This window comes from Pseudoalteromonas sp. M8, assembly GCF_018141365.1.
GTDB lineage: Bacteria > Pseudomonadota > Gammaproteobacteria > Enterobacterales > Alteromonadaceae > Pseudoalteromonas.
This window is the reverse complement of record NZ_CP047240.1, coordinates 2,320,185-2,343,976: the sequence shown is the minus strand read 5'-3', so window position 1 is coordinate 2,343,976 and position 23,792 is coordinate 2,320,185. Positions and strand designations below refer to the sequence as shown.

19 protein-coding genes and 1 pseudogene are annotated in these 23,792 nt (G+C 41.9%); 18 read left to right on the top strand and 2 right to left on the bottom strand.

Annotated features, from left to right (window positions below; all coding sequences use genetic code 11):
• The first annotated feature begins 128 nt into the window (after positions 1-128).
• From serC to pyrF, 8 genes are all read left to right on the top strand, one after another.
• Entirely contained in the window at positions 129-1,211 is a 1,083-nt protein-coding gene (serC, locus tag GSF13_RS15150; protein ID WP_102056857.1) for a 3-phosphoserine/phosphohydroxythreonine transaminase, read from the top strand.
• The gene (gene aroA / locus GSF13_RS15145; RefSeq protein ID WP_206473193.1) at positions 1,211-2,491 is read left to right on the top strand and encodes a 3-phosphoshikimate 1-carboxyvinyltransferase; all 1,281 of its coding nucleotides are present in this window, start codon (positions 1,211-1,213) and stop codon (positions 2,489-2,491) included. The genes serC and aroA overlap by 1 nt, the downstream gene beginning before the upstream one ends.
• 254 nt (positions 2,492-2,745) lie before the next feature.
• The gene (cmk, locus tag GSF13_RS15140) at positions 2,746-3,462 is read left to right on the top strand and encodes a (d)CMP kinase (protein WP_211866130.1); all 717 of its coding nucleotides are present in this window, start codon (positions 2,746-2,748) and stop codon (positions 3,460-3,462) included.
• A 96-nt stretch (positions 3,463-3,558) separates the two neighbouring features.
• On the top strand, positions 3,559-5,226 hold the full coding sequence (gene rpsA, locus GSF13_RS15135; RefSeq protein ID WP_010604841.1) for a 30S ribosomal protein S1: 1,668 nt from the start codon (positions 3,559-3,561) through the stop codon (positions 5,224-5,226).
• A gap of 61 nt (positions 5,227-5,287) precedes the next feature.
• Positions 5,288-5,578: an integration host factor subunit beta gene (ihfB, locus tag GSF13_RS15130; RefSeq protein WP_010377033.1), complete on the top strand. Its 291-nt coding sequence runs from the start codon at positions 5,288-5,290 to the stop codon at positions 5,576-5,578.
• 17 nt (positions 5,579-5,595) lie between these two features.
• Positions 5,596-5,859, top strand: coding sequence for a LapA family protein (locus tag GSF13_RS15125; protein ID WP_010377035.1), 264 nt, complete (start codon positions 5,596-5,598; stop codon positions 5,857-5,859).
• Positions 5,860-5,861: 2 nt separating this feature from the next.
• Positions 5,862-6,998: a lipopolysaccharide assembly protein LapB gene (locus GSF13_RS15120; RefSeq protein WP_211866128.1), complete on the top strand. Its 1,137-nt coding sequence runs from the start codon at positions 5,862-5,864 to the stop codon at positions 6,996-6,998.
• 28 nt (positions 6,999-7,026) lie between these two features.
• Positions 7,027-7,737, top strand: coding sequence for an orotidine-5'-phosphate decarboxylase (gene pyrF, locus GSF13_RS15115; protein ID WP_010604839.1), 711 nt, complete (start codon positions 7,027-7,029; stop codon positions 7,735-7,737).
• Positions 7,738-7,811: 74 nt separating this feature from the next.
• Here pyrF and GSF13_RS15110 read toward each other — a convergent pair whose 3' ends face one another.
• Positions 7,812-8,132, bottom strand: a complete 321-nt coding sequence (locus tag GSF13_RS15110) for a hypothetical protein (RefSeq protein WP_010604838.1) — start codon at positions 8,130-8,132, stop codon at positions 7,812-7,814.
• 595 nt (positions 8,133-8,727) lie between these two features.
• A pseudogene (locus tag GSF13_RS15105) lies at positions 8,728-9,754 on the bottom strand (IS3 family transposase).
• Positions 9,755-10,950: 1,196 nt separating this feature from the next.
• Here GSF13_RS15105 and tssJ point away from each other — a divergent pair.
• The 10 genes from tssJ (at position 10,951) to GSF13_RS15055 (ending at position 23,757) form a co-directional block, all read left to right on the top strand.
• Positions 10,951-11,358: a type VI secretion system lipoprotein TssJ gene (tssJ, locus tag GSF13_RS15100; protein WP_238536701.1), complete on the top strand. Its 408-nt coding sequence runs from the start codon at positions 10,951-10,953 to the stop codon at positions 11,356-11,358.
• Positions 11,358-12,698: a type VI secretion system baseplate subunit TssK gene (gene tssK, locus GSF13_RS15095; protein ID WP_010604832.1), complete on the top strand. Its 1,341-nt coding sequence runs from the start codon at positions 11,358-11,360 to the stop codon at positions 12,696-12,698. Before tssJ ends, tssK begins: the two co-directional genes overlap by 1 nt.
• A gap of 16 nt (positions 12,699-12,714) precedes the next feature.
• Positions 12,715-13,437: a type IVB secretion system protein IcmH/DotU gene (gene icmH / locus GSF13_RS15090; RefSeq protein ID WP_010604831.1), complete on the top strand. Its 723-nt coding sequence runs from the start codon at positions 12,715-12,717 to the stop codon at positions 13,435-13,437.
• A gap of 4 nt (positions 13,438-13,441) precedes the next feature.
• Positions 13,442-17,152: a type VI secretion system membrane subunit TssM gene (gene tssM / locus GSF13_RS15085; protein WP_211866126.1), complete on the top strand. Its 3,711-nt coding sequence runs from the start codon at positions 13,442-13,444 to the stop codon at positions 17,150-17,152.
• Positions 17,153-17,159: 7 nt separating this feature from the next.
• The gene (gene tagF, locus GSF13_RS15080) at positions 17,160-18,152 is read left to right on the top strand and encodes a type VI secretion system-associated protein TagF (RefSeq protein WP_010604829.1); all 993 of its coding nucleotides are present in this window, start codon (positions 17,160-17,162) and stop codon (positions 18,150-18,152) included.
• Positions 18,149-19,732 (top strand): TssA family type VI secretion system protein, encoded by a 1,584-nt coding sequence (locus GSF13_RS15075; protein ID WP_174168824.1) that lies wholly within the window; start codon positions 18,149-18,151, stop codon positions 19,730-19,732. Before tagF ends, GSF13_RS15075 begins: the two co-directional genes overlap by 4 nt.
• Positions 19,733-19,790: 58 nt before the next feature.
• Positions 19,791-20,309, top strand: a complete 519-nt coding sequence (tssB, locus tag GSF13_RS15070; protein WP_174168825.1) for a type VI secretion system contractile sheath small subunit — start codon at positions 19,791-19,793, stop codon at positions 20,307-20,309.
• Positions 20,310-20,320: 11 nt separating this feature from the next.
• On the top strand, positions 20,321-21,847 hold the full coding sequence (gene tssC, locus GSF13_RS15065; protein ID WP_174168826.1) for a type VI secretion system contractile sheath large subunit: 1,527 nt from the start codon (positions 20,321-20,323) through the stop codon (positions 21,845-21,847).
• Between the two features lie 752 nt (positions 21,848-22,599).
• Positions 22,600-23,106, top strand: coding sequence for a hypothetical protein (locus tag GSF13_RS15060; RefSeq protein WP_227387104.1), 507 nt, complete (start codon positions 22,600-22,602; stop codon positions 23,104-23,106).
• Between the two features lie 165 nt (positions 23,107-23,271).
• Complete coding sequence (locus GSF13_RS15055; protein WP_010377064.1) at positions 23,272-23,757, top strand: Hcp family type VI secretion system effector; 486 nt, start codon at positions 23,272-23,274, stop codon at positions 23,755-23,757.
• The last annotated feature ends 35 nt before the right edge of the window (positions 23,758-23,792 follow it).

Genomic DNA, 23,792 nt, shown 5'->3' with positions numbered 1-23,792 from the left:
CTGAAGCCTGATAAATTAAGGCTACCAACAATCCGACGTTTTAGTCGGGCAGCCCACTGTTCATCCAAAAAGTCATGAGAATAACGCTATTCTTTGGATGATCTAGATTATTTGGAATGAGGAAAAATATGACGGTTTATAATTTTTGCGCGGGTCCTGCGATGTTACCTGTTGAAGTTATGAAAAAAGCGCAAAAAGAATTTTTAGATTGGCAAAATTTAGGCGTGTCGGTGATGGAAGTTAGCCATCGTTCAGCGCCTTACTTGGAGATGGCGAAGCAGTGTGAAGCCAGCTTACGTCGTTTGATGAACATCTCTGATGAATTTGAAGTCCTGTTTATGCATGGTGGTGGCCGAGGTCACTTTGCAGCTGTACCGCTAAATCTACATGTTGATGGTGTACCTGGCGTATATATCGAGAACGGGATCTGGTCTACCGGTGCGACGAAAGAAGGTGAAAAATTCACGCAAACGCATGCGATTAATATTCGTACTGACGAAAATGGTCAATTCGATATTTTACCTGTCTCCGAGTGGAAGCTACCAGAAAACGCTTCATATATTCACTATTGTCCAAACGAAACCATCGATGGTATTGAAATATTTGACGTTCCAAAGCATGCAACCGCACCAATTGTAGCGGACATGTCTTCCAATATTTTATCTCGTGAAATTAACGTCGATGACTTTGATTTGATCTATGCTGGTGCGCAAAAAAATATCGGTCCTTCGGGTCTCAGTATCGCCATTGTACGTAAGACGTTATTGAAGCGTGAAGGGCTGCCAAGACCTGCTATCCTTGATTACGCCATTGAGGCTGATCAGCAAAGCATGTACAACACACCACCGACATTTGCATGGTATCTTGCGTTTGAGGTATTCAAGTATCTTGAAAGCATTGGTGGTGTTAAAGCTATGGAAGCGCACAATCAAGAAAAAGCAGCCATTTTATACGATTACATCGATGGCTCTGACTTCTATTCAAACAAAGTTGCAAAACATTGTCGCTCATTGATGAACGTACCATTTTGGTTAAATGATGACAGCCTAAATGCTAAATTCTTGGCAGAGGCAGAACAAAACGGTTTAATTGCACTTGAAGGCCACCGTTTTGTTGGCGGTATGCGAGCTAGTATATACAACGCCATGCCAATTGAAGGGATCAAAGCGTTAGTTGCATTTATGGATAAATTCGCACGGGAGAACTGTTGATGGAACAATTGACCCTCAAGCCTATTACTAAAGTCAGTGGCAGTGTGACGCTACCTGGCTCTAAAAGCTTATCAAATCGTATTTTGTTGCTTGCAGCATTGTGCGAAGGCACGACAAAAGTGACGAACTTATTGGATAGCGATGACATCCGCCATATGTTAGGTGCGCTATCCCAGTTAGGCGTTGAAGTAACGTTAGAAGACGATAATACGGTGGCACTGGTCAAAGGAAATGGTGGCAACTTTCACACCCCCGTTGAGCCGCTATTTTTAGGCAATGCTGGTACAGCATATCGCCCATTAACAGCAGTGCTTGCAGCTATACCCGGTGATTATGAACTGATTGGTGAGCCACGAATGGAAGAGCGCCCAATTGGCCATCTTGTCGATGCCATGCAAACGCTTGGTGCCGATATTCAATATCTCAAAAACAAAGACTACCCGCCGTTAAAAGTTGCAGGTAAGCAACTTGCTGGTGGTGAAGTTGAGATTGACGGCAGTATCTCAAGCCAATTCTTAACTGCATTATTGATGGCAGCACCGCTTTTTAGTGGCGATACGAATATTGCGATTAAAGGTGAACTGGTTTCAAAGCCTTATATTGATATTACCATTGGCGTGATGGCGCACTTTGGGGTTCATGTCGAAAACCACGATTACCAACATTTTGTGGTGAAAGCAGGCCAGCAGTATCAATCTCCTGGAACACTTATGGTCGAAGGGGATGCCTCGTCAGCTTCTTATTTCATTGCTGCAGCTGCAATCGCAGGTGGTGAAATTGAAATAAAGGGAGTGGGTAAACAAAGTGTGCAAGGTGATATCGGTTTTGCCAAAGTGATGGAACAAGTCGGTGCAGACATTGATTGGCATGATGAGCGTATCGTTGTCCGAAAAGGTGAGCTAAATGGTGTGGACATTGACGCCAACGCTATTCCCGATGCGGCGATGACGCTTGCAACTGTAGCACTATTCGCAAAAGGTAAAACGGCAATTCGTAATATTTACAATTGGCGCGTGAAAGAAACCGATAGGCTAGCTGCCATGGCGACTGAACTTAAAAAAGTAGGTGCTGAAGTGGTAGAAGGGCACGACTTTATCGAAGTTACACCACCGGCTAATTTTAATTTCACGGATGTAGACACATATAATGACCATCGTATTGCGATGTGTTTCTCGATGGTTGCTGTGGGTGGCCAAGCAATCACGATTAACGACCCTAAATGTACTGCAAAAACCTTCCCAACCTATTTTTCAGTGTTAAAAAGCATTAGTCAGTATTAATTTCATCCAAGGTGTTGAAGATCTTCAACACCTTAAAATCTTCTCTAAAATAGTCAATCTTAACAAAGTCAAATACACGGGTGTTTGATTGAGTTTTATTCAATCAAAGCCAGTTCGCACCTGACGTATAGCATTTTTCGTTGCACTAATAATTTGAGATATAACAAAAAATGACAGGTAAATAAGGATATATTCAGCAAATTGACGTATACTATGCGCCGTCAAATTCAGGTGAGCATTTTTAGGAGGTCTAAATGCAGGCAGCTATGCCAGTTATCACCGTAGACGGCCCAAGTGGTTCAGGCAAAGGAACTGTTTGTCGCTTGTTAGCTGAAGCATTAAATTGGGAAGTGTTGGATAGCGGTGCGATTTATCGCGTGCTTTCGTTAGCGGCATTACACCACCAAATTGCAACTGATAACGAAGAGGGTTTAGTCCCACTCGCTGCCAATTTGGATGTACAGTTTTCTATCGATAAAGAAACTAAAAAAAGCAAAATTGTACTTGAAGGTGAAGATGTTACTAACACTATTCGCAATGAAGAAGTAGGCGCAGCTGCGTCAAAAATTGCGGCATTGCCACGAGTGAGAGAAGCATTGTTACGACGTCAGCGCGCTTTTAGAACTGAAGTTGGCCTAATTGCTGATGGACGTGATATGGGAACGGTGGTATTCCCTGATGCTGAACTTAAAATTTATTTGACTGCAAGTGCAGAAGAGCGTGCTCGCAGGCGATTTGTTGAGTTGAATGAGAAAGGCCATGATGTTACACTAAGTGGTCTGTTAGAAGACATTAAAGCTCGCGATGATCGCGATATGAATCGCAAGGTTGCCCCATTAGTTCCTGCTAGCGATGCGATAGTTGTTGATACAACTGAGCATAATGCTGAGCAAGTGTTCAAAGAGGTTATGTCTTTTATTCAAGACGCCATTGTGGCCGGTAAACTTCCAAAAAGCTGTTTACCTAAGTAATTTATAATGACACAGGCAGGAAGCTAGTGTTTATTTAATAACCCCATGCAGCATGGTTGCTAATTGGTAATTTAACTTTATAGAGACGTATTTAGTATGTCAGAAAATTTTGCGCAGTTATTTGAAGAAAGCCTACAGGGTTTTGAAGTTGAGCAAGGCTCAATCGTTAAAGGTACAGTAATCGCTATTGAGAACAATGTTGTTCTTGTTGATGCTGGCCTTAAGTCTGAAAGTGCAATCCCTGCAGAGCAATTCAAAAATGCTGCTGGTGAACTAGAAGTTGCAGTAGGCGACGAAGTAGACGTTGCACTAGATGCAATCGAAGACGGTTTCGGTGAGACTATCCTTTCTCGTGAAAAAGCTAAGCGTCACGAAGCTTGGATCCGTCTTGAGAAAGCTTGTGAAGAGCAAGAGACTGTTACTGGTGTTATCAACGGTAAAGTTAAAGGCGGTTTCACAGTTGAAGTTGATTCAATCCGTGCATTCCTACCTGGTTCACTTGTTGATGTACGTCCAGTTCGCGACACAGCTCACCTTGAAGGTAAAGAGTTAGAGTTCAAAGTAATCAAGCTAGACCAGAAGCGCAACAACGTTGTTGTTTCACGTCGTGCTGTTATCGAGTCTGAGAACTCACAAGAGCGTGAAGAGCTGCTTCAAAACCTTGTTGAAGGCCAAGAAGTTAAGGGTATCGTTAAGAACCTTACTGACTACGGTGCATTCGTAGACTTAGGTGGTGTTGACGGTCTTCTACACATCACTGACATGGCTTGGAAGCGTGTTAAGCACCCTTCAGAGATCGTGAACGTAGGTGACGAAATCAACGTTAAAGTACTTAAGTTCGACAAAGAGAAGACTCGTGTTTCTCTAGGTCTTAAGCAACTTGGCGAAGATCCATGGGCTGCTATCGCTGGTCGTTACCCAGAAGGTGCTAAGCTTACTGGTCGTGTAACTAACCTAACTGACTACGGCTGTTTCGTTGAAATCGAAGAAGGCGTTGAAGGTCTAGTACACGTTTCAGAAATGGATTGGACTAACAAGAACATCCACCCTTCAAAAGTAGTTTCACTAGGTGATACTGTTGAAGTTATGGTTCTTGAAATCGACGAAGAGCGTCGTCGTATTTCTCTAGGTCTTAAGCAGTGTAAAGCTAACCCTTGGCAAGAATTTGCTCGTCTTAACAACAAAGGCGACCAAGTTTCTGGTAAGATCAAGTCTATTACTGACTTCGGTATCTTTATCGGTCTTGACGGCGGTATCGACGGTCTTGTACACCTATCTGACATCTCTTGGAACACTCCAGGTGAAGAAGCTGTACGTGAGTACAAGAAAGGTGACGAAATCACAGCTATCGTTCTACAAGTTGACCCAGAGCGTGAGCGTATCTCTCTAGGCGTTAAGCAAATCGACGCTGATCCATTCACTAACTACCTAGACGCCAACAAAAAAGGTGCTATTGTTAAAGGTAAAGTGACTGAAGTTGATGCTAAAGGCGCAACTGTTGAGCTAATCGAAGGCGTTGAAGGTTACATCCGTGTAGCTGACATCGCGCAAGAGCGTGTTGAAGACGCGACTGCTGCTGTTTCTGAAGGCGACGAAATCGAAGCTAAATTTGTAGGTGTTGATCGTAAGAACCGTACTATCAGCCTATCAGTTAAAGCTATCTACGAAGCTGAAGAAAAAGAAGTACTAGAGAAGCTTAAGAAAGATGAGCCTGCGTTCGAAAACGCAATGGCTGCAGCTTTCAAAAATGCTCAAAAAGACTAATTAATCAGTCTTTAAACTAGGAAGGGCGCTCAGCCCTTCCTTTTACACTAAAGGAAACATTATGACAAAGTCTGAATTGATAGAACAACTTGCACTGCAGCACGCTCACGTTCCTGTTAAAGATGTAGAGAATGCGGTAAAAGAAATCCTTGAACAAATGGCTGGCTCATTATCAGACTCGGAACGTATCGAAATCCGTGGCTTTGGTAGTTTCTCGCTTCACTTCCGTTCTCCTCGCACTGGTCGTAATCCTAAAACGGGCGAGACAGTAGAATTGGATGGTAAATACGTACCACACTTTAAGCCAGGCAAAGAGCTGCGCGATAGAGTAAACGAAAGCTTAAATAATTAAGTCTAACGGAGCTAAACTTGGTTGCAGTATTGAAAAAGGGATTAGCTGTTGTTGCCATACTGATTGCATTTTTAGTTGGAACACAAAATCCACAAGTTGTTAATGTCAATTTTGTAATTGCAAGTGCAGAGTTACCACTCGCAACCTTAATGAGTATTTGCTTAGCTCTTGGGATAATTATTGGTTTACTTGTAACAGCGTCGGTTTTATCTAAGCTTAAATGGCAAAATCATCGCCTAAAAAAAAGTAATAGTAAGCTTAGTCAAGCAGCCGAACGCTAGTTATGATCGAGCTGCTGTTTTTATTACTACCTGTAGCCGCCGCTTACGGTTATGTTATGGGTAAAAATAGAGCAAAGAATCAAGCCCTAGAGCAAAGTAGACAAATTACTTCTGAATACAGTAAAGGCCTAAAATTCCTACTAGATAGGGAAGAAGATCAGGGTCTTGAACACCTCACTAAATTACTTGAAGTCTCAGCAGACTCCGTCGACCATTATTTAACACTCGCATCGCTTTTTAGAAAGCGGGGAGAGTTAGATAGGGCGATAAAAATTCATGAGCTCCTACTTAAACAACCAAATCTAGATGAAGAAGTGGTGAAGTCCTGTCGCCTAGAACTTGCTCAAGATTACGTCTTAGCTGGCCTATTGGATAGTGCTGAAGAACACTTGGTCATTCTTGTAAAGTTTGGGTTTAAAGATGCACTCGATCCAATTTTAAACCTATACTCTCAAACTAGAGATTGGCGAAAAGGCGTTCATATGTATGAAGCGCATCCTGAGCTTTTCAAAAAGTCGTCTCATTGCGCCACTATTGCAAACTTCTATTGTGAAGCTGCAAATCAAGAAAAGAATCCAAGCCTATTCGAAAAAGCAACATCGCTCGCGCATGAAACAGTAAGACCCTTGTACGAAATGGGCAAAGATGCATACAAACATGATGACTACGTGAAGTGTATATATTATTGGCGAAAGCTCGTGAGTCAATTTGTATGTATGGCACCGCTAGTAATAGAAGACCTCGAATCCTGTTATGTTCAATTAAACATTCACGATCAATTCTTTGAGTTAGTCTCAGAGCTATTAGAAAAAGGAGGCGTGCTGATCAGAATTAAGTTTTGCCAAGGATTAGTCCAAAAAGGTCATATTTCTGAGGCAATAGAGTTTCTAACTGATAGTTTAAAGCGTGAACCATCAATTAGGGGCTTTAGTTATTTGCTGCAACTCATTAGCGGCAAAGATGCTAAAATAGACCACGTACTACAAGAAATAGATAAATTGGTTAAGTCTTATATTGCAACTAAGCCAAACTATCAATGTGGTCATTGTGGGTTTACAAGTCATACGATGTATTGGTTATGTCCCTCCTGCAAACATTGGGAGTCACTTGCTCCGAGCCGTGGGTTAGACGGTTTTTAGGTTTTTAATTTGGCCAAATAGGGTAACTATGTCGACACAAGATTTAAAAAAGGTTTTGATTGCGCTTGATTATGATAATGAAGAAGCTGCATTATCATTTGTTTCTCAGCTTTCACCTGACGAATGCCGATTGAAAGTAGGTAAAGAGATGTTTACCTATTTTGGCCCTCAGTTTGTAAAAAAACTGGTAGATATGAATTTTGATGTATTTTTAGATCTAAAATTTCACGATATTCCAAACACAGTTGCAAAAGCGGTAACTGCTGCGGCTGAACTTGGCGTGTGGATGGTAAATGTTCACGCCAGCGGCGGCCATGAAATGATGTCAAAAGCAAAAGAAGCGTTGGCAGCTTACGGTGATAAAGCGCCGCTACTTATTGCTGTGACCGTATTAACTAGTATGGATCAAGGTCAGCTACTAAAGCTTGGAATTGAAAAGACACCTCAAGAGCAAGTGCTATATCTTGCAAAATTAGCGAAAGAATCAGGTCTAGATGGCGTGGTTTGTTCTGCGCAAGAAGCCGAACTTTTAAAAGCTCAACTCGGTGAGGAATTTAAGCTTGTGACACCAGGTATCCGACCAGCAGGTGCTGATGCTGGCGATCAAAAACGTATTATGACCCCTGAAAAAGCAGTGAAAGCGGGTAGTGATTATCTAGTGATAGGGCGTCCGATCACTAAAGCTGACAATCCAGCAGGAGCTCTGGAAGCAATTAACCAAAGTATTGCTTCGCTTTAAACATGAGAGGCCAACATTATTGTTGGCCTCTTTCAATTTACGAGACCAGTTTAATCGAAGCGTTAGATTTTAACTTAATCTTCATTTTCCGTAGTTTCAAAGTTCAAACTAAATTGACCACTGCGCTGCACTGAGAAAATAGCCTTTTGCCAGTTCTCTTCTTGATTTGCTGTCGCATTTTCGAACAAGCTTAGAAAAAGGACGGAAATTTCATCACTTACAGGTATGACATGTGCTTGTTTGGGAGTGCTGGTGTCATAGTAGAAAGCGGAACACCTCGGCATATTGTCGTCATGATAGTCCAATACGAGTCGCGCTTCGCTCCACGGCTCTTTAATTTGTTGATACAGATATTGACCCAATTGTTGTGGGACTTGTCGGTTTTCTTCACGCATTCCAACTCCTTGTTATGTTCAGCGATAAATGTTGATCTGATTTTACTGGCGACTTTTGGCTTTAGTATGTGCTATAAATTTGTAGATCCCAAAACCGAATAGTATAAATATGATCGCCTGATCCGCGGCTTTACTTATCATAACCGCATTTGAGAATAGGTTTGATAGTATAGACATACAGATAAAAAACGAAAGTACTGATGTTAGTAACACGATGGCTTTTATCCAAGGTTGAACTAGCTTATGTCCCTGTTTGCTAATCGATACAGCAACGATAAAACTGATCAAAGAAACTAAAAAGCCAATAAAAATATTGTTCCATCGTGATCATTGTATTTTCTTATTAATCGATGTGTAAATTATTTTATTTATTTTCTGTCGCTTTCAAGAAGCGCTGAATGTTTCCGTAAGAACAGATTCTTAATCTCTTAATTTTGCTTTCGATAAGTTCAGTAAGATCTTTCGCCACATATATGAAAACGGCTGTGGTACCTGGCTCTTCCTCTGTATTTGGTCTGTCTCTGCAACGTTAAACTCATAACTAAAAAAGTGATCTGATCCAGTAAAACAGGACACTTCATTAAGCTACTTTCAGTTATTCAAATCTTTCAGGGCTTAGATAGCCAATAACACTATGCCTTCTCTTTTTGTTGTAATCAATTTCTAGGTACTCAAGTATTTGCTGAAACATCGCTTAACGATCCATAATTGGTTCGTATTGAACCGCCTCAACTTTCAGTGAATGGAAGAGGCTCTCAACACAAGCGTTGACGCTCCCAGCAGTTACCTTTGCGGCTCATGCTCTGAGTTAATCCGTACTGCTCAATCATATTCCGATTAGCATGAGAGCAATACTGGCTGCCACGGTCACTGTGAACAATAACTCCTTGGGCTTGTCGCGTCGCCAAAGCGCCATTTTTAGAGCATCACACCAAGATTGATGTGATGCGCTTACTCATCGACCAACTAACTACTGACCGTGAATATAAATCGGTGATGAAAGCTAAATTAAATAGAGCCAACCTTCGCTCGTTATTAAATAGGTGATGTCGCCTGCCCATTTTTGATTTGGCCCATCAGCGATAAAGTCTTGCTCAAGCAAATCCGGTGCAATAGGCAATGAATGTTTACTGTACGTTGTAACTTTAAACTTGCGGGCCGCTTTGGCTACAAGCCCTTAGCGCTCCATGCTGCACATAATGGTTTTAATATCATACTTCTCACCTTGCTCTTCAAGCTCAGCTGGAATGCGTCGAGCACTGTCCCGCTCAACTCATCTTTAATTTTTGTATCGCGGGCTTGCTTGCGCTTACTCAGCTGCTGGCACGATTTTAGCCATAAATAATACCCACTTGGCGACACGGACAATATATAGGCCATCCTGTGTATTGAGAATGACCCGCAGTTGTCTTTCATAAACTCAAATCGAGTTACTTTTGGTTTTTTGCGAAGTAGGTGGCCGCCTTTTTTAAGATTTCTAATTCCTTAGCTTGCTCAGCCAACTGGCGTCTTAACTTGGCACTCTCTGCGCTCCCGACATTACGCCAAGCATAGAGCCGAGATTCATAAACAGTGAGGTCTCGTGCAGCCTGTGCAATTCCAATTTTGGTCGCCAGCTTCAAGGCTTCTTACTTAAATTCGGCTGAATAAGTTTTCTGGTTTTCTTTGGGGACGTTATTTTCACCTCTACGAGTTAGTTTACTCACTTAATGAGGTGTCCAAAAGTTTTGGATCAGATCAGTGAGTCGTTTTCTAGTGCTGTACACACTGTGATAGCGTGGGGAGAGCTTTAGTGACTCGCCACTTTATACGGTTTTGTAAATAGCCGGCTATTAAAATAAGAGGGTTGTTCAAAGATTGTACATTGATTTTTACAAAAGCTTGACTTTTTTCTGTTTGTTTAAGTGGTTCTATCCTTGGCTTTAAGGTTAATTTATAAGAATAGGTACGCTCTGAAGTCACCCTTGCACGAATTTAAAAAAGGGGCATCCGTGGAAAAAGTGATTATTTGATCTGGCTTGATTGTTTCAAAAGTTACATCATTCCCAGTCGAAAGTTTGTCATGAATATCGGAACCTGGTTCTAAAGTACTATGGAAAACAAAACTTTAATTTATACAAGTGGTTAGTTCATAACTAGTGACCTTAGCACTTTGGATTGTGTCGTGAATGACCACCTTTGTGTGCATGAAATTTAGCCTTGGTTGATTTGAAAACTCTCACAACAATCCATAAAGCTTGGTTAATGTAGTGTAAATACGGTTTTTATGTGTAATTATCTGTTATTAAATTAATTTAATATAATAATGGAGGTTATTACATGGATTTGGTGGAGTGTAAGTGTGTTTTTTGGTGGTTGATAATATTAGTTTGATATTAAGGTTGATCTGTAAAAAGCGTTTGTGTATCTTATGCGCCGTTCGAGAATGTACATCAAAAGTCCAGATGTTTAGTGTGGTTTTTGTTTTCAGGGAAGTGTCTATCTCAACAAGTTGTAAGAAAGCTTAATGCAAACTGAATTGCTCATTAAGTCTCGTGACTTCCTCCCTGAATTCCCAATAGAAAGTAAAATCTATAAAAAACAATGGTTTGAATATTTTTTAAGAAGATTTTTGAATGTTAACTTAGTATTCAGTTACAAACTGCATACTTGTGTTCTGTAATTTCTTGTTAAATAGTTAAATCAAATGTATTTTTACTATTGTACTGGAAATTAAAAAGATTAATTGTTTCCAATAATCTAATTTGGATGTCTTATAATTGAGGCGGATATGGCTAGGAATGCTTTATTTATAATGGTTTTGTTTTTGACTGGTTGTATGTCTACTTACGTTAAGTTAGACGTAACTGCTACTGATAACATAAATTTAAACCAGTTTAACGAGCCACTACCTGTGGTATTAAAAGTATATCAACTTACTGATATTCAAGCGTTTAAAAATTCTACATTTGAACAGCTTTGGAAGTCCGATAAATCAATTCTGGCTAACACCTTAGTTACGGTGGAAGAACGTACCGTAAACCCCTCAGATCGTATAAAAATCGAGTTTGAACAAGCTGAATCTGCAAAGTACGTGGCTTTTGTTGCACTATTTAGAGATAGAACGGGTGGTAACTGGCGCGCATTTTATGACTTAAATGATTGGCCTGTGCCTTTATCTACTTCTCTAGATATTGAAATTACAAGTAACTCGCTTCGCCTACCTGAAGTTGAGGAGAATAAGTAATGCAGCACAACAACGTATACAAACCAGTTTGGGCTGAAGGTTTAATGCTAAGTCAGCAGCATTTACAACTGTTCGATCAATATCTGCAATCGCAACTAGCTGGTGTACAACAATGCCTTAGAGACAATGCATATGGTTTAGATCGCATTGTATTTGACGAATCAGCATTGGCCAAAGGTGTAGTCAAACTGCAAAGTATTACGGCAATCTTCAAAAGTGGTCGTCATATACATCATGTTTTTGCTGATAACGAAGCACCTATGTTTGAGCTTGAAGATAACAAAAGCGAATACATTATCAGTGTAGCGCTTGCGAACAATCATTCGGTAAGCAATATCCAAGGTTACCCCCAAACAGGGCAACTTAGTGCTTATGACTGTGATTTTGTTGAGCTTCAAGATGCACATGATCCAAACCGAAAAGCTGAAGTGATGGTTGCTAAGCCTAAACTTATGCTGGTTGAGTTCAGCGCAAGTAACAGTTTTATCGAGCAATTGCCTTGTATAAAAGTGACACGTGGTGAGCATGGGCAGTTTGAAATTGATTCAAGCTATATTCCACCACTGTTAAACATCAAAGCCCATGGCTATTTAGCCGAGCGTGTAAATAAACTAGTCAACATGGTTGAAGCTAAGTACACCGCGATGTTTACAAATCGCGCAGGTATGGGGATTGTGGAAGATTTTGGTCCAACAGAACTCAAACACTTTTTGCTATTACAAACATTTAGCTCTGTTTTTCCTGAGATTAAGCAGTTAAGTACTACAGCTAAAACTAGTCCTGATGCACTGTTTATGGCGCTAAATAAGCTGGTTTGCCAACTGATAAATTTCGAACCCGAAGCGACTAAGTTTGAGTTACCTGTTTATGACCATCAAGACTTAACGCGCAGCTTTGGTTTAATCGAATCTCATATTCACACTCTTATTGGTTCGATAAGCGCAGCACGCTCGTCTGATTTAGTACTCAGCGCAATCTCCCAGTCTATTTTTGAGGTTAAAGACATAGAAAGCAGTACCTTGACTCGAGGCGAGTTGTACATTGCGGCTTTCTATGAAAACGAATCTACGCAATGGATCGAGTTGTTCGCAGAGCAGGTTAAGCTGGCAGCACCTAGTCAGTTGGAAATCTTAATTGCTTCAGCACTTGGCGGTGTGAAGCTAACGCATTGCCAGCGCCCACCGAATAGAGTGTCAGTTAAAGGTGGGTATGAGTATTTTAAAGTGGAGCCACATGGCGCTGCTTGGGAACAAGTTGTACAGGAACTAGCGTTAAGAATCTTTGTGCCATTTAGCCTTCAAGGCGTGAAACTTGAAGTAGTTTCAGTGGCGAGTAAATAGTTAGTAGGTAAAGGTCATGGAAGCGTCGAAAAATAAATCTGAACTAGTCGCCTGCATTTCACCGGTGCTTGAAGTGCTTACTTCAATTCGCCAGGGCGGGTCTGATCATCAAGGAGTTGACGGTCTACGCAGTAAAGTCATGGATGCTTTTGATGAATATGAAAAGAGCTGTTATGACGCACGGATCAGTGCGTCAGACATGCAAGAAGCCAAATTTGCACTAACTGCTTTGGTTGATGAGCAAATCATGACGGCACAGAAGCCGTATAGTATGGAATGGATGGCGCGACCTTTACAATTAGAATTATTTGGCAATATGCGTGGGGGAGAAGCTTTTTTTGAAAAGCTTGAAAATATCCGCCGTGCAGCGGCGCAGCAACGTACATTACTAGAAGTCTATTTTGTTTGTTTACAACTGGGTTTCGAAGGGATCTATAAGATAAAAGGGGTCGAGCAACTCAAAGCGTTGATGTTGGATGTTAGAGCGCAATTAGAAGAGCTTGCTGGACCTGCAAAATTACAGCTTTCTGATAATGCAAAACCACAAGAAAGTATGGTTACTAAGGTGGGAAGAAATCTACCGTACTGGGTTATTTTGTCAGTAACGCTCGCCTTACTTGCCAGTATGTATGTTGGTTCAACGTATTTCATTGAGAATCGCGCGAACCAGCAAGTCGTGCAAATTGATAAGCATATTGAAGTACTAACGCAGTTAGAGAAAACAGGGAAAGCGAGGTAACATCATGTCAGGAGTGAATCGTAGTGGACTAGTGCACCTAGTCTTAGGATTTTTGTCATCTCGTGCGACGGCTCATTGGGTCGGCATATTCGCAATTTTGACGCTAATTTGGTTTGCAGGCCGGTTTATTGGTCTTGAAGATCAAAATCATCGTTTAATGGTGATGGGTGCTGTATTTGGTCTGTTTTGTCTTACTTTATTAGTTCGATGGTTATGGGTGAAGCGCTCTGGTGACAAGTTAGCGAAAGAAATTGCCAACAATCATGCGGGAACAGAAGCCGAAGTTGAAGAAATCAAAGCCAAAATGGAAGAAGCGCTGTCTGCATTAAAAGCTTCTCATTTGGGGGCCGGGTATCGTGGTAACGCTGCGCTGTATGCCTTGCCTTGGTATATGATCATTGGTCCGTCGGCTGCGGGTAAGAGCACATTATTTGCAAATTCAGGACTGCATTTCCCTTATTCAAAATCTAATCAACTGCATATCCAAGGTTTTGGTGGTACGCGTAATTGTGACTGGTGGTTTTCAGATCAAGCCGTTTTGATTGATACCGCAGGTCGTTATACCACTGAAGAATCAGATAACGATCAATGGTTGTCATTCTTAAAGCTGTTACGTAAATACCGTTCTAAACAACCAATCAATGGAGTGATGGTTGCTATTAGCGTTGCTGATATCTTGACTTCAGACAGCGAACAAATCCGTGACCACGTTAAACAGATCCGCGCTCGTATTGATGAGTTAATCAATCAACTTGGACTTATCTTTCCAGTATATGTGGTATTTACCAAGTGTGATTTGATCAGCGGCTTTGAGCCTTTCTTTAATGAACTAAGTGAAGATGAGCGTAAGCAACCTTGGGGCGCGTATTTACTTGAAGAAGATGGCACCAATACCGGTGAAGTGGCGAGCGAGAACTTTTCAAAGCATCTTACTGGCCTGTATGAGCGACTGTGTGATCAGCGCCTAGTTAAAATGACGCGTGAGCGTAACGCTCAACGGAAACAATTGATTTATGATTTTCCTAATCAGTTTAAAGCGGCGTCAGCTAAAGTCGAAGAGTTTATTGACACATTATTTAAAGAAAATCCATACCAAGAAGTACCGTGGTTTGCTGGTGTGTATTTTACCTCTGGTACACAAGAAGGTACGCCTATCGAGCGTAGCGCAACGAGTAAACTATCTACGTTTAGATCAGTATTGTTTGAGTATCGCCAAGAAAGCATTACCTCCGCATTTTTTATCAACCAAGTATTCAAAGATGTGTTGTTTAAATTGCAAGACCTCACTCGGGGTAACCGGAAAAAGCGCCGCGTACAAAAATGGCTAAAAGGCTTTGCTGTATGCTTATGTGTGACGTCGGTATTTGCTCTAGCGGGCTTGTTGGTTAACTCTTATACCCACAATCAGCAGCTTTTAACAACCAGTGATAAACTAACGACTGCTGTTGTTAATACACGAGTTGAAAACCAGCCGTTGGCCGAGCAATTTAACTCTACCTTGTCTCTTTTTGCACACTATCAAGAGCTAATAGGCTATGAGAAAAAGCTGCCTTGGTATTTCTTACTTGGTGTTTACAGTGCTGACAACACCATAAAGCCAATAGAACAGGTATTACGTCAGCGTGTACAAGCGCTCATTGGTGAACCAAGTTCGGAGCTTGTGCAACAAGCGCTGTTTGAAAGCCATCAAAACTGGATTGCACTGCTAAGTACAGAAGAGCAGGTTGCTAAACGTATCGAGCCAAAGCTACGTGATAAGTACTATCAAGCACTTAAGCTGCAACTCATGATGAGTAATGAGTTTGAGCGTTTAAACAAAGACTATGCTAAGTCTGAGCTATTAGACTACACGGCGGACCGCTTAGAGCTAACGCTAAACGAAGACACGCAAGTATTAACAGAACAACTGTCAGGACTGATTGATTTTTACTTAGCCCAATTAGCGGTTGAGCCTGCACCGCAGCAGCTTGCGATTTGGCAAAGTAATGATTTCTTAGTGAGTCAGGCTCGTTCAGACTTAATGAGTGCGCCAGAACCGACTGCGTTATATGAGCAGATCAAAGCAAAAGTAACGGTATCGAAAGCCGCACTAACGCTTGATCAAATGATGCAGCAAAACAACAAGACCTTTTTGCAGTCCAAGATCAGTATTCCATACGTTTACACCAAAGAAGCTTGGGAAAATGAAGTATACGACGCCATTAAGGTCATTGCGAGCAAAGCATTCTCTGGCGACTGGGTGATGGGCACAGACAACGCAGAAAGCCAAGGTTCTGTTGATGAAGCAAAAGCAAACGCTTTGGTTAAATCTATCCGTGCGCTGTACTTCAGAGACTATGCCAATGTGTGGTTTGAGTTCTTAAATTCAGTAGAGATAAGTCCATTTAATACGAGCAATGCAGCAAGTTTAACGCTCGCTCAGTTGTCATCACCTGAAGGTCCATTGGTTGATTTAATGGCTTCAATCGACAACAACGTGAACCTAATTGATTCGCCAAACAAAATGGTGGAAACAGAAAAATTAACTGAGCAAGCAAATGCGTTACTAGCAAAGTCTAAAAATAGAAAGGTTAAAGGTGCAAAGATAGAAACCGCTGCGAGAAAGCGTGTCCCTGAACTGTCGAGCCGTTTTGCCGATCTTCGTCGCTATACCGCAAAAGGAGAAGAGAACGCACGCTCTGATTACTTAGAGCAATATCTCGGTGCTTTGAGTGCATTTCATTCAGACATCAAAACGATTGCTGCGAGTAACAATGACGACTATATGGCGATGTCATTTACTCAAACGTTGTTAAACGGTGATAGCAAAAACCATGCGCTGCAAAGTGCCTGGGTGGTGGTAGAAAGCCAAGTAAGAGCGCTTGACCCAGATACTAAGCAAGCACTTGAAAAACTACTAAAAGCACCACTTTTAGCTAGTGTGCAGACAGTAATGAACGAAGCGAAAGTACAGCTTAATGAGCGTTGGTCTAATCAAGTATTCTTAACATACAAAGAAAATATCCGTGGTAAATATCCGTTCAATATCGACGGCCCAGATGTAGCGGTTGAAGATATTAGCGAACTGCTAAACCAAGAGTCAGGTGTGTTTTGGCAATTTATGGCTGAAAATCTATCTCCTTACCTTCGTTTAAAACGTGGTGAGTGGGTAGAGAAAACGTGGAATGGGATTGGTATCGGCTTTAAGCCTGGGGTACTAGACAAGCTAACTAAGGCGAGAAAGGTTACGCGTTCGCTATTTCCTCGAGACGGTTCTGAGGTGGGTATTAGCTTCCAAATGATGCCTGTGGCACAAAAGGGATTAAAAGAAACTTATATCGGCTTTAGTGACCAAAATTACCGTTATAGAAACGAACCTGAAGAGTGGCGTCGTTTTAACTGGCCTGCAAGAGCGGGCACTGAAAAAGCAGTGGTATATGGTTTAGACAGTGAAGGCCGCAGAATCGAAATCGAAAAGTCAGGACCTTGGGCATTCCTAAAAGTATTGAATGAAGCGAATGTGCAGTGGGTTCGTGGTACTGAATTTATGGCAACGTGGCAATTACAAAGAGAAGCTGAGGCTAGTGTTGAGCCAATCCAAGTTCAAGTTGCACTTAAGTCGAGCAGAAACAGTGGCATATTCAGTAAATATTTTATGACGTCATTTGCGCTGCCGGAGTCTTTGTTTGATACCAAGGTGAGTGTTGCTTCTAATGAAAACTTGGCGTTGAGGTAACGCAGGCATGTTCGGTTTTTTTAATAATAAGAAAGTCGCCAAGGTACCAACGACTCAGCCATTTGGATTTATGGGTAAGAACCCAATCCAAGCAGACTTCATTAAGTTTAACGTTGATTCAAGAGAAGCGATTACGCTTGAGCGCTGGCTTCAAGAAGGGTATGCAGACATGAGCCGACAGGCGTTGATAAAAGATGCATCTTCTCAAAAAGAGCAGTCAACGTTATTTTTTATCGCCTCAGGTCAAGACGAAAACTGTTTATTAGGCACATTACAGCCAAGCGAAGATAAAAGTGGAAGACAATATCCATTTTGTTCGTTCGTGTTATCGAGTAATGCGGACTACAAACAAAACCCTGCATTTTTATTTAGTGAATGTGGTAGTGCGTTTAAATCATTAAGCTTAAGCCATGAGCTGATCAGAAACTGCAGTAGTGTTGAGCAAATGCGTCATAGCGCGCAGGAGCTTAAGCAGGTAAGTGAGCTGGTTTCGCAACCGATTGATTTCGATAAGGCGATGTCTTCATTACGAGCTTCACCGATACAGCGTGTATGGGATGCACTTGAACTAGAAGATCTTGACCAGCGAGCACAATTAATAAGCCAAGTGATGTCTGCGCTCAAAATGATCAAAACACAAGGCTGTTTGCGTTGTCAGTTCGGGTTGAAATTACCGATGCCACAAGTGGGTGAAGATACTCAGCTGTTAGGTGCATTTTGGCTACATCTAATTACCAATATGGTGGCCGATCATCACTGGCAGCCTTGGTGTTTTTACAACTATGGTCAATTGAGCCAGAAAGCTTCGCTGGTGGTGTATTGCAGACCTATGCCAGCCTCGTATTTTGCGTCTGTTTGGCTTGAGCACAATAGCTTGTCAACGACCATTAATCTAACAGGGACTTTGCCTCAACATCCGGTGACACCGCATATGTATGAATTGGCAAAAGCATCAAATATGAGTGTTTTCGATGCGTTAAGGAGTTGGAGTAAGTTATGAGTCAACCACATAAGTATCAGAGCTGGCAGCAGTGGCATGAAAACTTATTGGCGCCTTTAGGCGGTATGCCATGCGGTGACGATTTAAAATACGAAGAGTCATTTAAATTACTAAAAGGTTCTTCATCTGGTGTTGCCGAGCCAGACTTCAAAGCCAACTTTATTTTGGCATCAGAACTGTTAGAAAAACAAACCAAAGATATTCGCATTGCGTCGTATCTAGCGTTGGCCGCTACCAATGAGTTTGGGCTTGAGGGTTTGATCCACTCGCTAGATTTGTTCAATCAGCTTTTGCAACAGTATCAGGCGCAGATCCACCCTGTGAAAGAACGTGCGAGAGCATCGGTTCATACTTGGTTCTTACAACAACAACAGCGCTTACTTGGTGTTGCTACAGCGCACAGCGCGACAATGCCGGAGCAGTGGCCAGAATTAAAGCGTGTACTTGAACAGTATGCAACAGATTCGGTGGCGATACTTGATGCAGACTCAGGGCCGCTTGCCGATTTAAAACACTGGTGTGAGCAAGGTTTGGTTTCGCAACCAGTTCCTGTACAACCTGTTGCGACGGTACGAGAACCTGTTGAAAACCCTGAAGTGGCAACCGCTGAACAGCCTCAAGTACAGCAATCTGTAGCGGCGACTTCACAGCCTACAGCTGTTGCTTCAAAGCCAGTTTCCACGCTTGCTATTGCCGTGGAAGCACCGCAGTCAGACTCGGCCTATACAGAGCAAGTTCGCAAACTATTGGCGTATGACAAAGAAAGCCAAAATTGGATGAGAGCGATTCGCTTGGCACGTGCAGTGAGGTGGGGGGCGCTTGCATTACCACCACATGATGGTGAGCTGAAAACGCGCCTACCAGCTCCCAGGCAAGCGGCATTTGTGCCTATTGAAAACGCCTTAGCCGCACAAAACTTTGCTCAGGCGTTAGAAAAGGCAGAAGCCTTATTTATGGAAGGGGCGATGCATTTTAACCTTAATTTACAAAGGCTAACCATCGCTGCACTTGAAGGGCTCAAGCTATTTAAAGAAGCACAGTGGATAGAATTAGAGTTAGCGGCAATTGCTGATCAGTATCCAACACTGTTAAGTCTTAAATATGAAGATGGAAGTGAATTCTGCTCCGCGGCGAATCGTGAGCGAATTGGTGAGCATAAACTATTAAGCCAAGGTGACGGTGCGAGCACAGACGGTAATCAGAAGATTTGGTTAGATAAATTTAAAGAAGCGCAGGCGCTTGTTGACCAAAATAAGCTTGCGCAAGCACTGCAGCTAATGGAAGGGTTTGCCCAAGACAAGTTCGATTTTGCAAAGCAAAAATTATATCAAGCGCGTTTATTGATGCGCAGTGAACGCGCTGATCTTGCCTATCCAATGTTTGAGCAGCTGCTTAAAGACATTGAACAGTACCGACTGGATCTATGGCATGAGTCGTTTGCTCTAGAGGTTTGGCGTTATGCCAAGCAATGTAATGAAGCAATATCCTTGGAGCAAGGGGATGAATTTGACCTACGAGCAACCGCGATAAAGCAGCAGATGCTCGTAACCAAAGTAAGCTCAGCGATTGACTGGGTTTGATTGTTAACCGCTGGGCTTGTAACGGCAGGCGCAACGACTGATTAAATAAGGAAAGACTATGTCTGATACGTTTCAAAAAGAGATCCCAAGAGCGCGGATTAATATAGCGCTTGAGCTGGAAACCGAAGGTGCAACGCAAAAGAGTGAACTACCGATGAAAGTTTTGGTTGTGGGTGATTATTCCAACGGCCAAAACGACTGTGACCTCGCTGAGCGAGAGCGCATTGCTATTAATAAAAATAATTTAGAGCAAGTGCTTAAAGACATGTCACCAAAGGCAAAGTTTCAAGTATCGAACAAAATCGCAGGTGACGGTGAAATCGGTATCAACCTGACGTTTGATGATTTTAAGTCATTCGACCCAGAGCAGGTTGCAGCGCAAGTGCCAGAGCTTAACAAGATGATGTCGATGCGTAACTTGTTACGTGATCTGAAATCTAACTTGCTTGATAACTCAACACTGAGAAAAGAACTGGAGCGTATTTTACAAAACAAACCAGAGCTAGATGAGTTAAAAGCACGCCTTAATGAGCTGGCGCCACTTTTATCTGAGCAAGAAAAACAACCGCAAGAGTAAGGATACTACCGATGAATATGCAAGAAACGTTAAACGTTGAAGCGCGTAAAGAAGAGACTTTGACTGCTTCAGCTTACGAAACAATCTGTAATCTTGTGTCTATTGAGCCGGTTTCAAGCGAAATCAGCATTGATAACTTCCGTGATGCTAATAATCTTGCGGAAACAGACACCAATGAGCGCTTAACTGCTGCTATCAATGTCTTTTTAGACATGGCCACGAATGACAGCAAAGAAGTGTCGCGTATCGACAAGTTATTACTTGATGACTACATCGCTAAAGTCGACAAAATTATTTCTGAACAGCTGGACGAAATTTTACATCATCCACAGTTTCAAAAAGTAGAGTCAGCGTGGCGTTCATTGCGTTATTTGGTGAATCGTTGTCCAAATAACTCAAACGTAAAGCTTGAACTACTTGATGTTGATAAAGAAACGCTACGTGACGACTTCGAAGAAGCACCAGATACCACGCAATCTGCGCTTTATAAGCAAGTGTATACGGCTGAGTATGACACACCAGGGGGCGAGCCAATTTCGACTATGGTGTCAAACTTTGAATTTGATTGTTCAGCGCCTGATATATCGTTATTGCAAGAAATTTCAAGGGTTTCTGCAGCAGCCCATTGTCCCTTCTTAGGTAGTGTTGGTGCCAAGTTCTTCTTAAAAGATTCGCTTGAAGAAGTGTCAAAAATTCAGGATTTGGGCTCTTACATGGAGCGTGCTGAGTTTTTACGTTGGAAGAACTTCCGTGAATCAGAAGATGCACGTTATATTGGCTTAGCGTTCCCACGCTTCTTACTGCGCTTACCATACGGCGACTTAAACCCAATTCGTCACTTTAACTATCAAGAAGACGTTAGTAGTGAGCATCACGAACGTTATCTATGGGGTAACGCGACTTTTGCGTTCGCCGCAAATATCGTCCGTAGCTTCCACCAAAATGGTTGGGCGGTAAATATTCGTGGTCCACAATCTGGCGGTCGCGTTGAAAATCTACCTCTGCATTCTTTTGAGGCAGGTCGTGGTCAAGAAACTAAGATCCCAACAGAAGTACTTATCTCTGAAACCAAAGAGCTTGAGTTTGCAAACCAAGGGTTTATCCCGCTGAGCTACTACAAAAACAGTGACTTTGCGTGTTTCTTTTCTGCAAATAGTGCGCAAAAGCCACAAATTTTTGAGACGCCGGAAGCCACCTCTAACTCGCGGATCAATGCAAGATTACCTTACATCTACTTGGTATCACGTATTGCGCACTATATGAAGGTGATCCAACGTGAAAATATCGGTTCAAGTAAGCCTCGTCACGAGCTAGAACAGCAACTTAATGATTGGTTAGGTGCATTAGTTACTAAGATGAATAATCCAGACGAGTCTCTAATTGCTACGCACCCGTTAAAAGATGCCAACGTGACGGTTTCGGAGATCCCAGGTAACCCAGGTTATTACCGTGTGAATACGTATGTGGTTCCACACTTCCAAGTGGAAGGTATCGACGTACGCCTCGCACTCGTTGGGCAAATGCCTGGCGAAAAATGAAGGCCACCTGAAGAACCAATGAAGCGTATTTAGGGCAGTGAATGCTGCCCATTATTAAGCATGACATTGAACCTTAATTGTAGAGTTTCGGAAGTAGCGGCAAGCGCTTTTGAGATGTTAGTTGAGCTTGCGTCTAAAAGTGCAAAAAGAAGAAGTTGTTAAACCCGGTTAGGTTGATAAGCACAATTATGGAAAACGGTTATCAATAAAAAGACCAAGTTTAATATGGTTGCTGGTATTAAAAGGTATATTTATGAATATAGAAGCAGACCATATTATTTGGAAATTTATATTTTTAATGCAATGTTCTTTAACTGTGTTTTCAATATACTACAATCAGCTTTTAACCTCGTCTAAGATTAGCGTCGCGTTTGTAGACATTGTTATCTTTGTCTTAGATAGCTTGGTTTTGGTAGCAAATTTATTGCTCATATTACAAGTTCGTGTGTTAAGTCAAAGAACATGGGGTTTGGTAGTTTGGGTGTGGTGGTTTGTAAATATATACTCGTTGTTAAACGAATTTTATTTGGGCGGTTATAGCTCGTCTGAAATGTTGTTTTTTGGGAATATAATCTGGATTTTAATTTTATTTTCCTTGCCTGTAGTTAAGTACAGAAGCTTTATAGGAGAACCAGTTAAGCCATGCATAAACTTAAAATAATAAATGCTTACTCGTTGTACTCCAAAACAAGTGTTGTGCGATAGAAGACTGAAATATCTGAGAGAAAGAAATTATGAGGCAATGGATTGTCATGTTTAAACGAAAAGTATGTAGCTGGTTGATAGTACTAAGTACAGCCTTGGTGACTAACTTGTCATATAGCCAGGAGATGACACCAGAGCTCTTCTTTGCAAAAAAGAAATTGCAAAAAGCAGCTATAGCTTACACCGCGGCGATGGAAACGTGTTTTGAGCATACTCCACGCGTTCGCCCAAGCGAGCTAGAGACAGACAAACTAGAGATAGAATTAGTCGTAGAGGCAGTAAATTACCTGCATTACGTGGTGCTTAATGATTGTATGCAAGACCATGATGTAAATTTTTTAAAAGCAGTTGAGCACTACAATCAGACGGCGCCAAAGGATGAGTTAATCACGGTAGACAGTTTTGTGACGCTTAGATGGAATGAAGAGCTTAGAGCTGAATTCGAATTTAAACAGTTACCCGAAGCGGTTCAGCAGCACTTTTTGCAGCTGGATATACTAAAAACGCCATTTGATGCGGCGACGTTAGTGATGGAATTACGTGGTGACTTATAACATGTAGTGAAAGATTGCCCCAAGTTGGCTGCCACCAACTTGGGACATGTTCCCAAATTGGCATAAAGCGTGGCGCTTTGTTTGGGGATCAAACGTGAAAAACATGCGTTTGATCAATGCCTTTAATAATTAGGAAACATCTTATCTTAAAAGGAGAAATTAAAAATGGCAATTCCAGCGTATATGTGGTTAAAGGACGACCAAGGTAACGACGTTAAAGGTTCAGTAACTGTAGCTGAGCGTGAAGGTTCAATTGAGATTTTGCATTTCGATCACGAATTGCGTATCCCAACTGATAACGACACGGGCGAGCTAACAGGTACTCGTAAGCACGAGCCTTTTGTTATCACAAAAGCTGTGGATGCTGCTACTCCGTACATGTACAAAGCGTGTTCAAACGGTCAAACATTAAAGCAACTTGAGCTTAAATGGTACCGTATTGATGACACTGGTACTGAGCGTGAGTACTTCCGCCATACGCTTGAAGACGTGAAAATCACTTCAATCACGCCAACAATGCACAACGTTAAAGATTTGGATAAAGAGCGTTATCCTCACCTTGAAACAGTGCACATGCGTTACAAGCGCATCACGTGGACGTACCTAGACGGTAACATTGAGTTCTCTGACTCATGGACTGAAGGTCGTTAATTTCGAGTGTTGGAGGCCTATTGGCCTCCTTTTTC

What these genes read in the sequence shown, in the direction of transcription:
- aroA (WP_206473193.1), top strand. Translation starts at nt 1,211, where the DNA reads ATGGAACAATTGACCCTCAAGCCTATTACTAAAGTCAGTGGCAGTGTG.
- tssJ (WP_238536701.1), top strand. Translation starts at nt 10,951, where the DNA reads ATGTCTACTTACGTTAAGTTAGACGTAACTGCTACTGATAACATAAAT.
- tagF (WP_010604829.1), top strand. Translation starts at nt 17,160, where the DNA reads ATGTTCGGTTTTTTTAATAATAAGAAAGTCGCCAAGGTACCAACGACT.
- rpsA (WP_010604841.1), top strand. Translation starts at nt 3,559, where the DNA reads ATGTCAGAAAATTTTGCGCAGTTATTTGAAGAAAGCCTACAGGGTTTT.
- GSF13_RS15120 (WP_211866128.1), top strand. Translation starts at nt 5,862, where the DNA reads ATGATCGAGCTGCTGTTTTTATTACTACCTGTAGCCGCCGCTTACGGT.
- GSF13_RS15110 (WP_010604838.1), bottom strand. Translation starts at nt 8,132, where the DNA reads ATGCGTGAAGAAAACCGACAAGTCCCACAACAATTGGGTCAATATCTG.
- GSF13_RS15060 (WP_227387104.1), top strand. Translation starts at nt 22,600, where the DNA reads ATGTTTAAACGAAAAGTATGTAGCTGGTTGATAGTACTAAGTACAGCC.
- tssM (WP_211866126.1), top strand. Translation starts at nt 13,442, where the DNA reads ATGTCAGGAGTGAATCGTAGTGGACTAGTGCACCTAGTCTTAGGATTT.
- cmk (WP_211866130.1), top strand. Translation starts at nt 2,746, where the DNA reads ATGCAGGCAGCTATGCCAGTTATCACCGTAGACGGCCCAAGTGGTTCA.
- GSF13_RS15055 (WP_010377064.1), top strand. Translation starts at nt 23,272, where the DNA reads ATGGCAATTCCAGCGTATATGTGGTTAAAGGACGACCAAGGTAACGAC.
- tssK (WP_010604832.1), top strand. Translation starts at nt 11,358, where the DNA reads ATGCAGCACAACAACGTATACAAACCAGTTTGGGCTGAAGGTTTAATG.
- tssB (WP_174168825.1), top strand. Translation starts at nt 19,791, where the DNA reads ATGTCTGATACGTTTCAAAAAGAGATCCCAAGAGCGCGGATTAATATA.
- pyrF (WP_010604839.1), top strand. Translation starts at nt 7,027, where the DNA reads ATGTCGACACAAGATTTAAAAAAGGTTTTGATTGCGCTTGATTATGAT.
- ihfB (WP_010377033.1), top strand. Translation starts at nt 5,288, where the DNA reads ATGACAAAGTCTGAATTGATAGAACAACTTGCACTGCAGCACGCTCAC.
- serC (WP_102056857.1), top strand. Translation starts at nt 129, where the DNA reads ATGACGGTTTATAATTTTTGCGCGGGTCCTGCGATGTTACCTGTTGAA.
- tssC (WP_174168826.1), top strand. Translation starts at nt 20,321, where the DNA reads ATGAATATGCAAGAAACGTTAAACGTTGAAGCGCGTAAAGAAGAGACT.
- GSF13_RS15075 (WP_174168824.1), top strand. Translation starts at nt 18,149, where the DNA reads ATGAGTCAACCACATAAGTATCAGAGCTGGCAGCAGTGGCATGAAAAC.
- icmH (WP_010604831.1), top strand. Translation starts at nt 12,715, where the DNA reads ATGGAAGCGTCGAAAAATAAATCTGAACTAGTCGCCTGCATTTCACCG.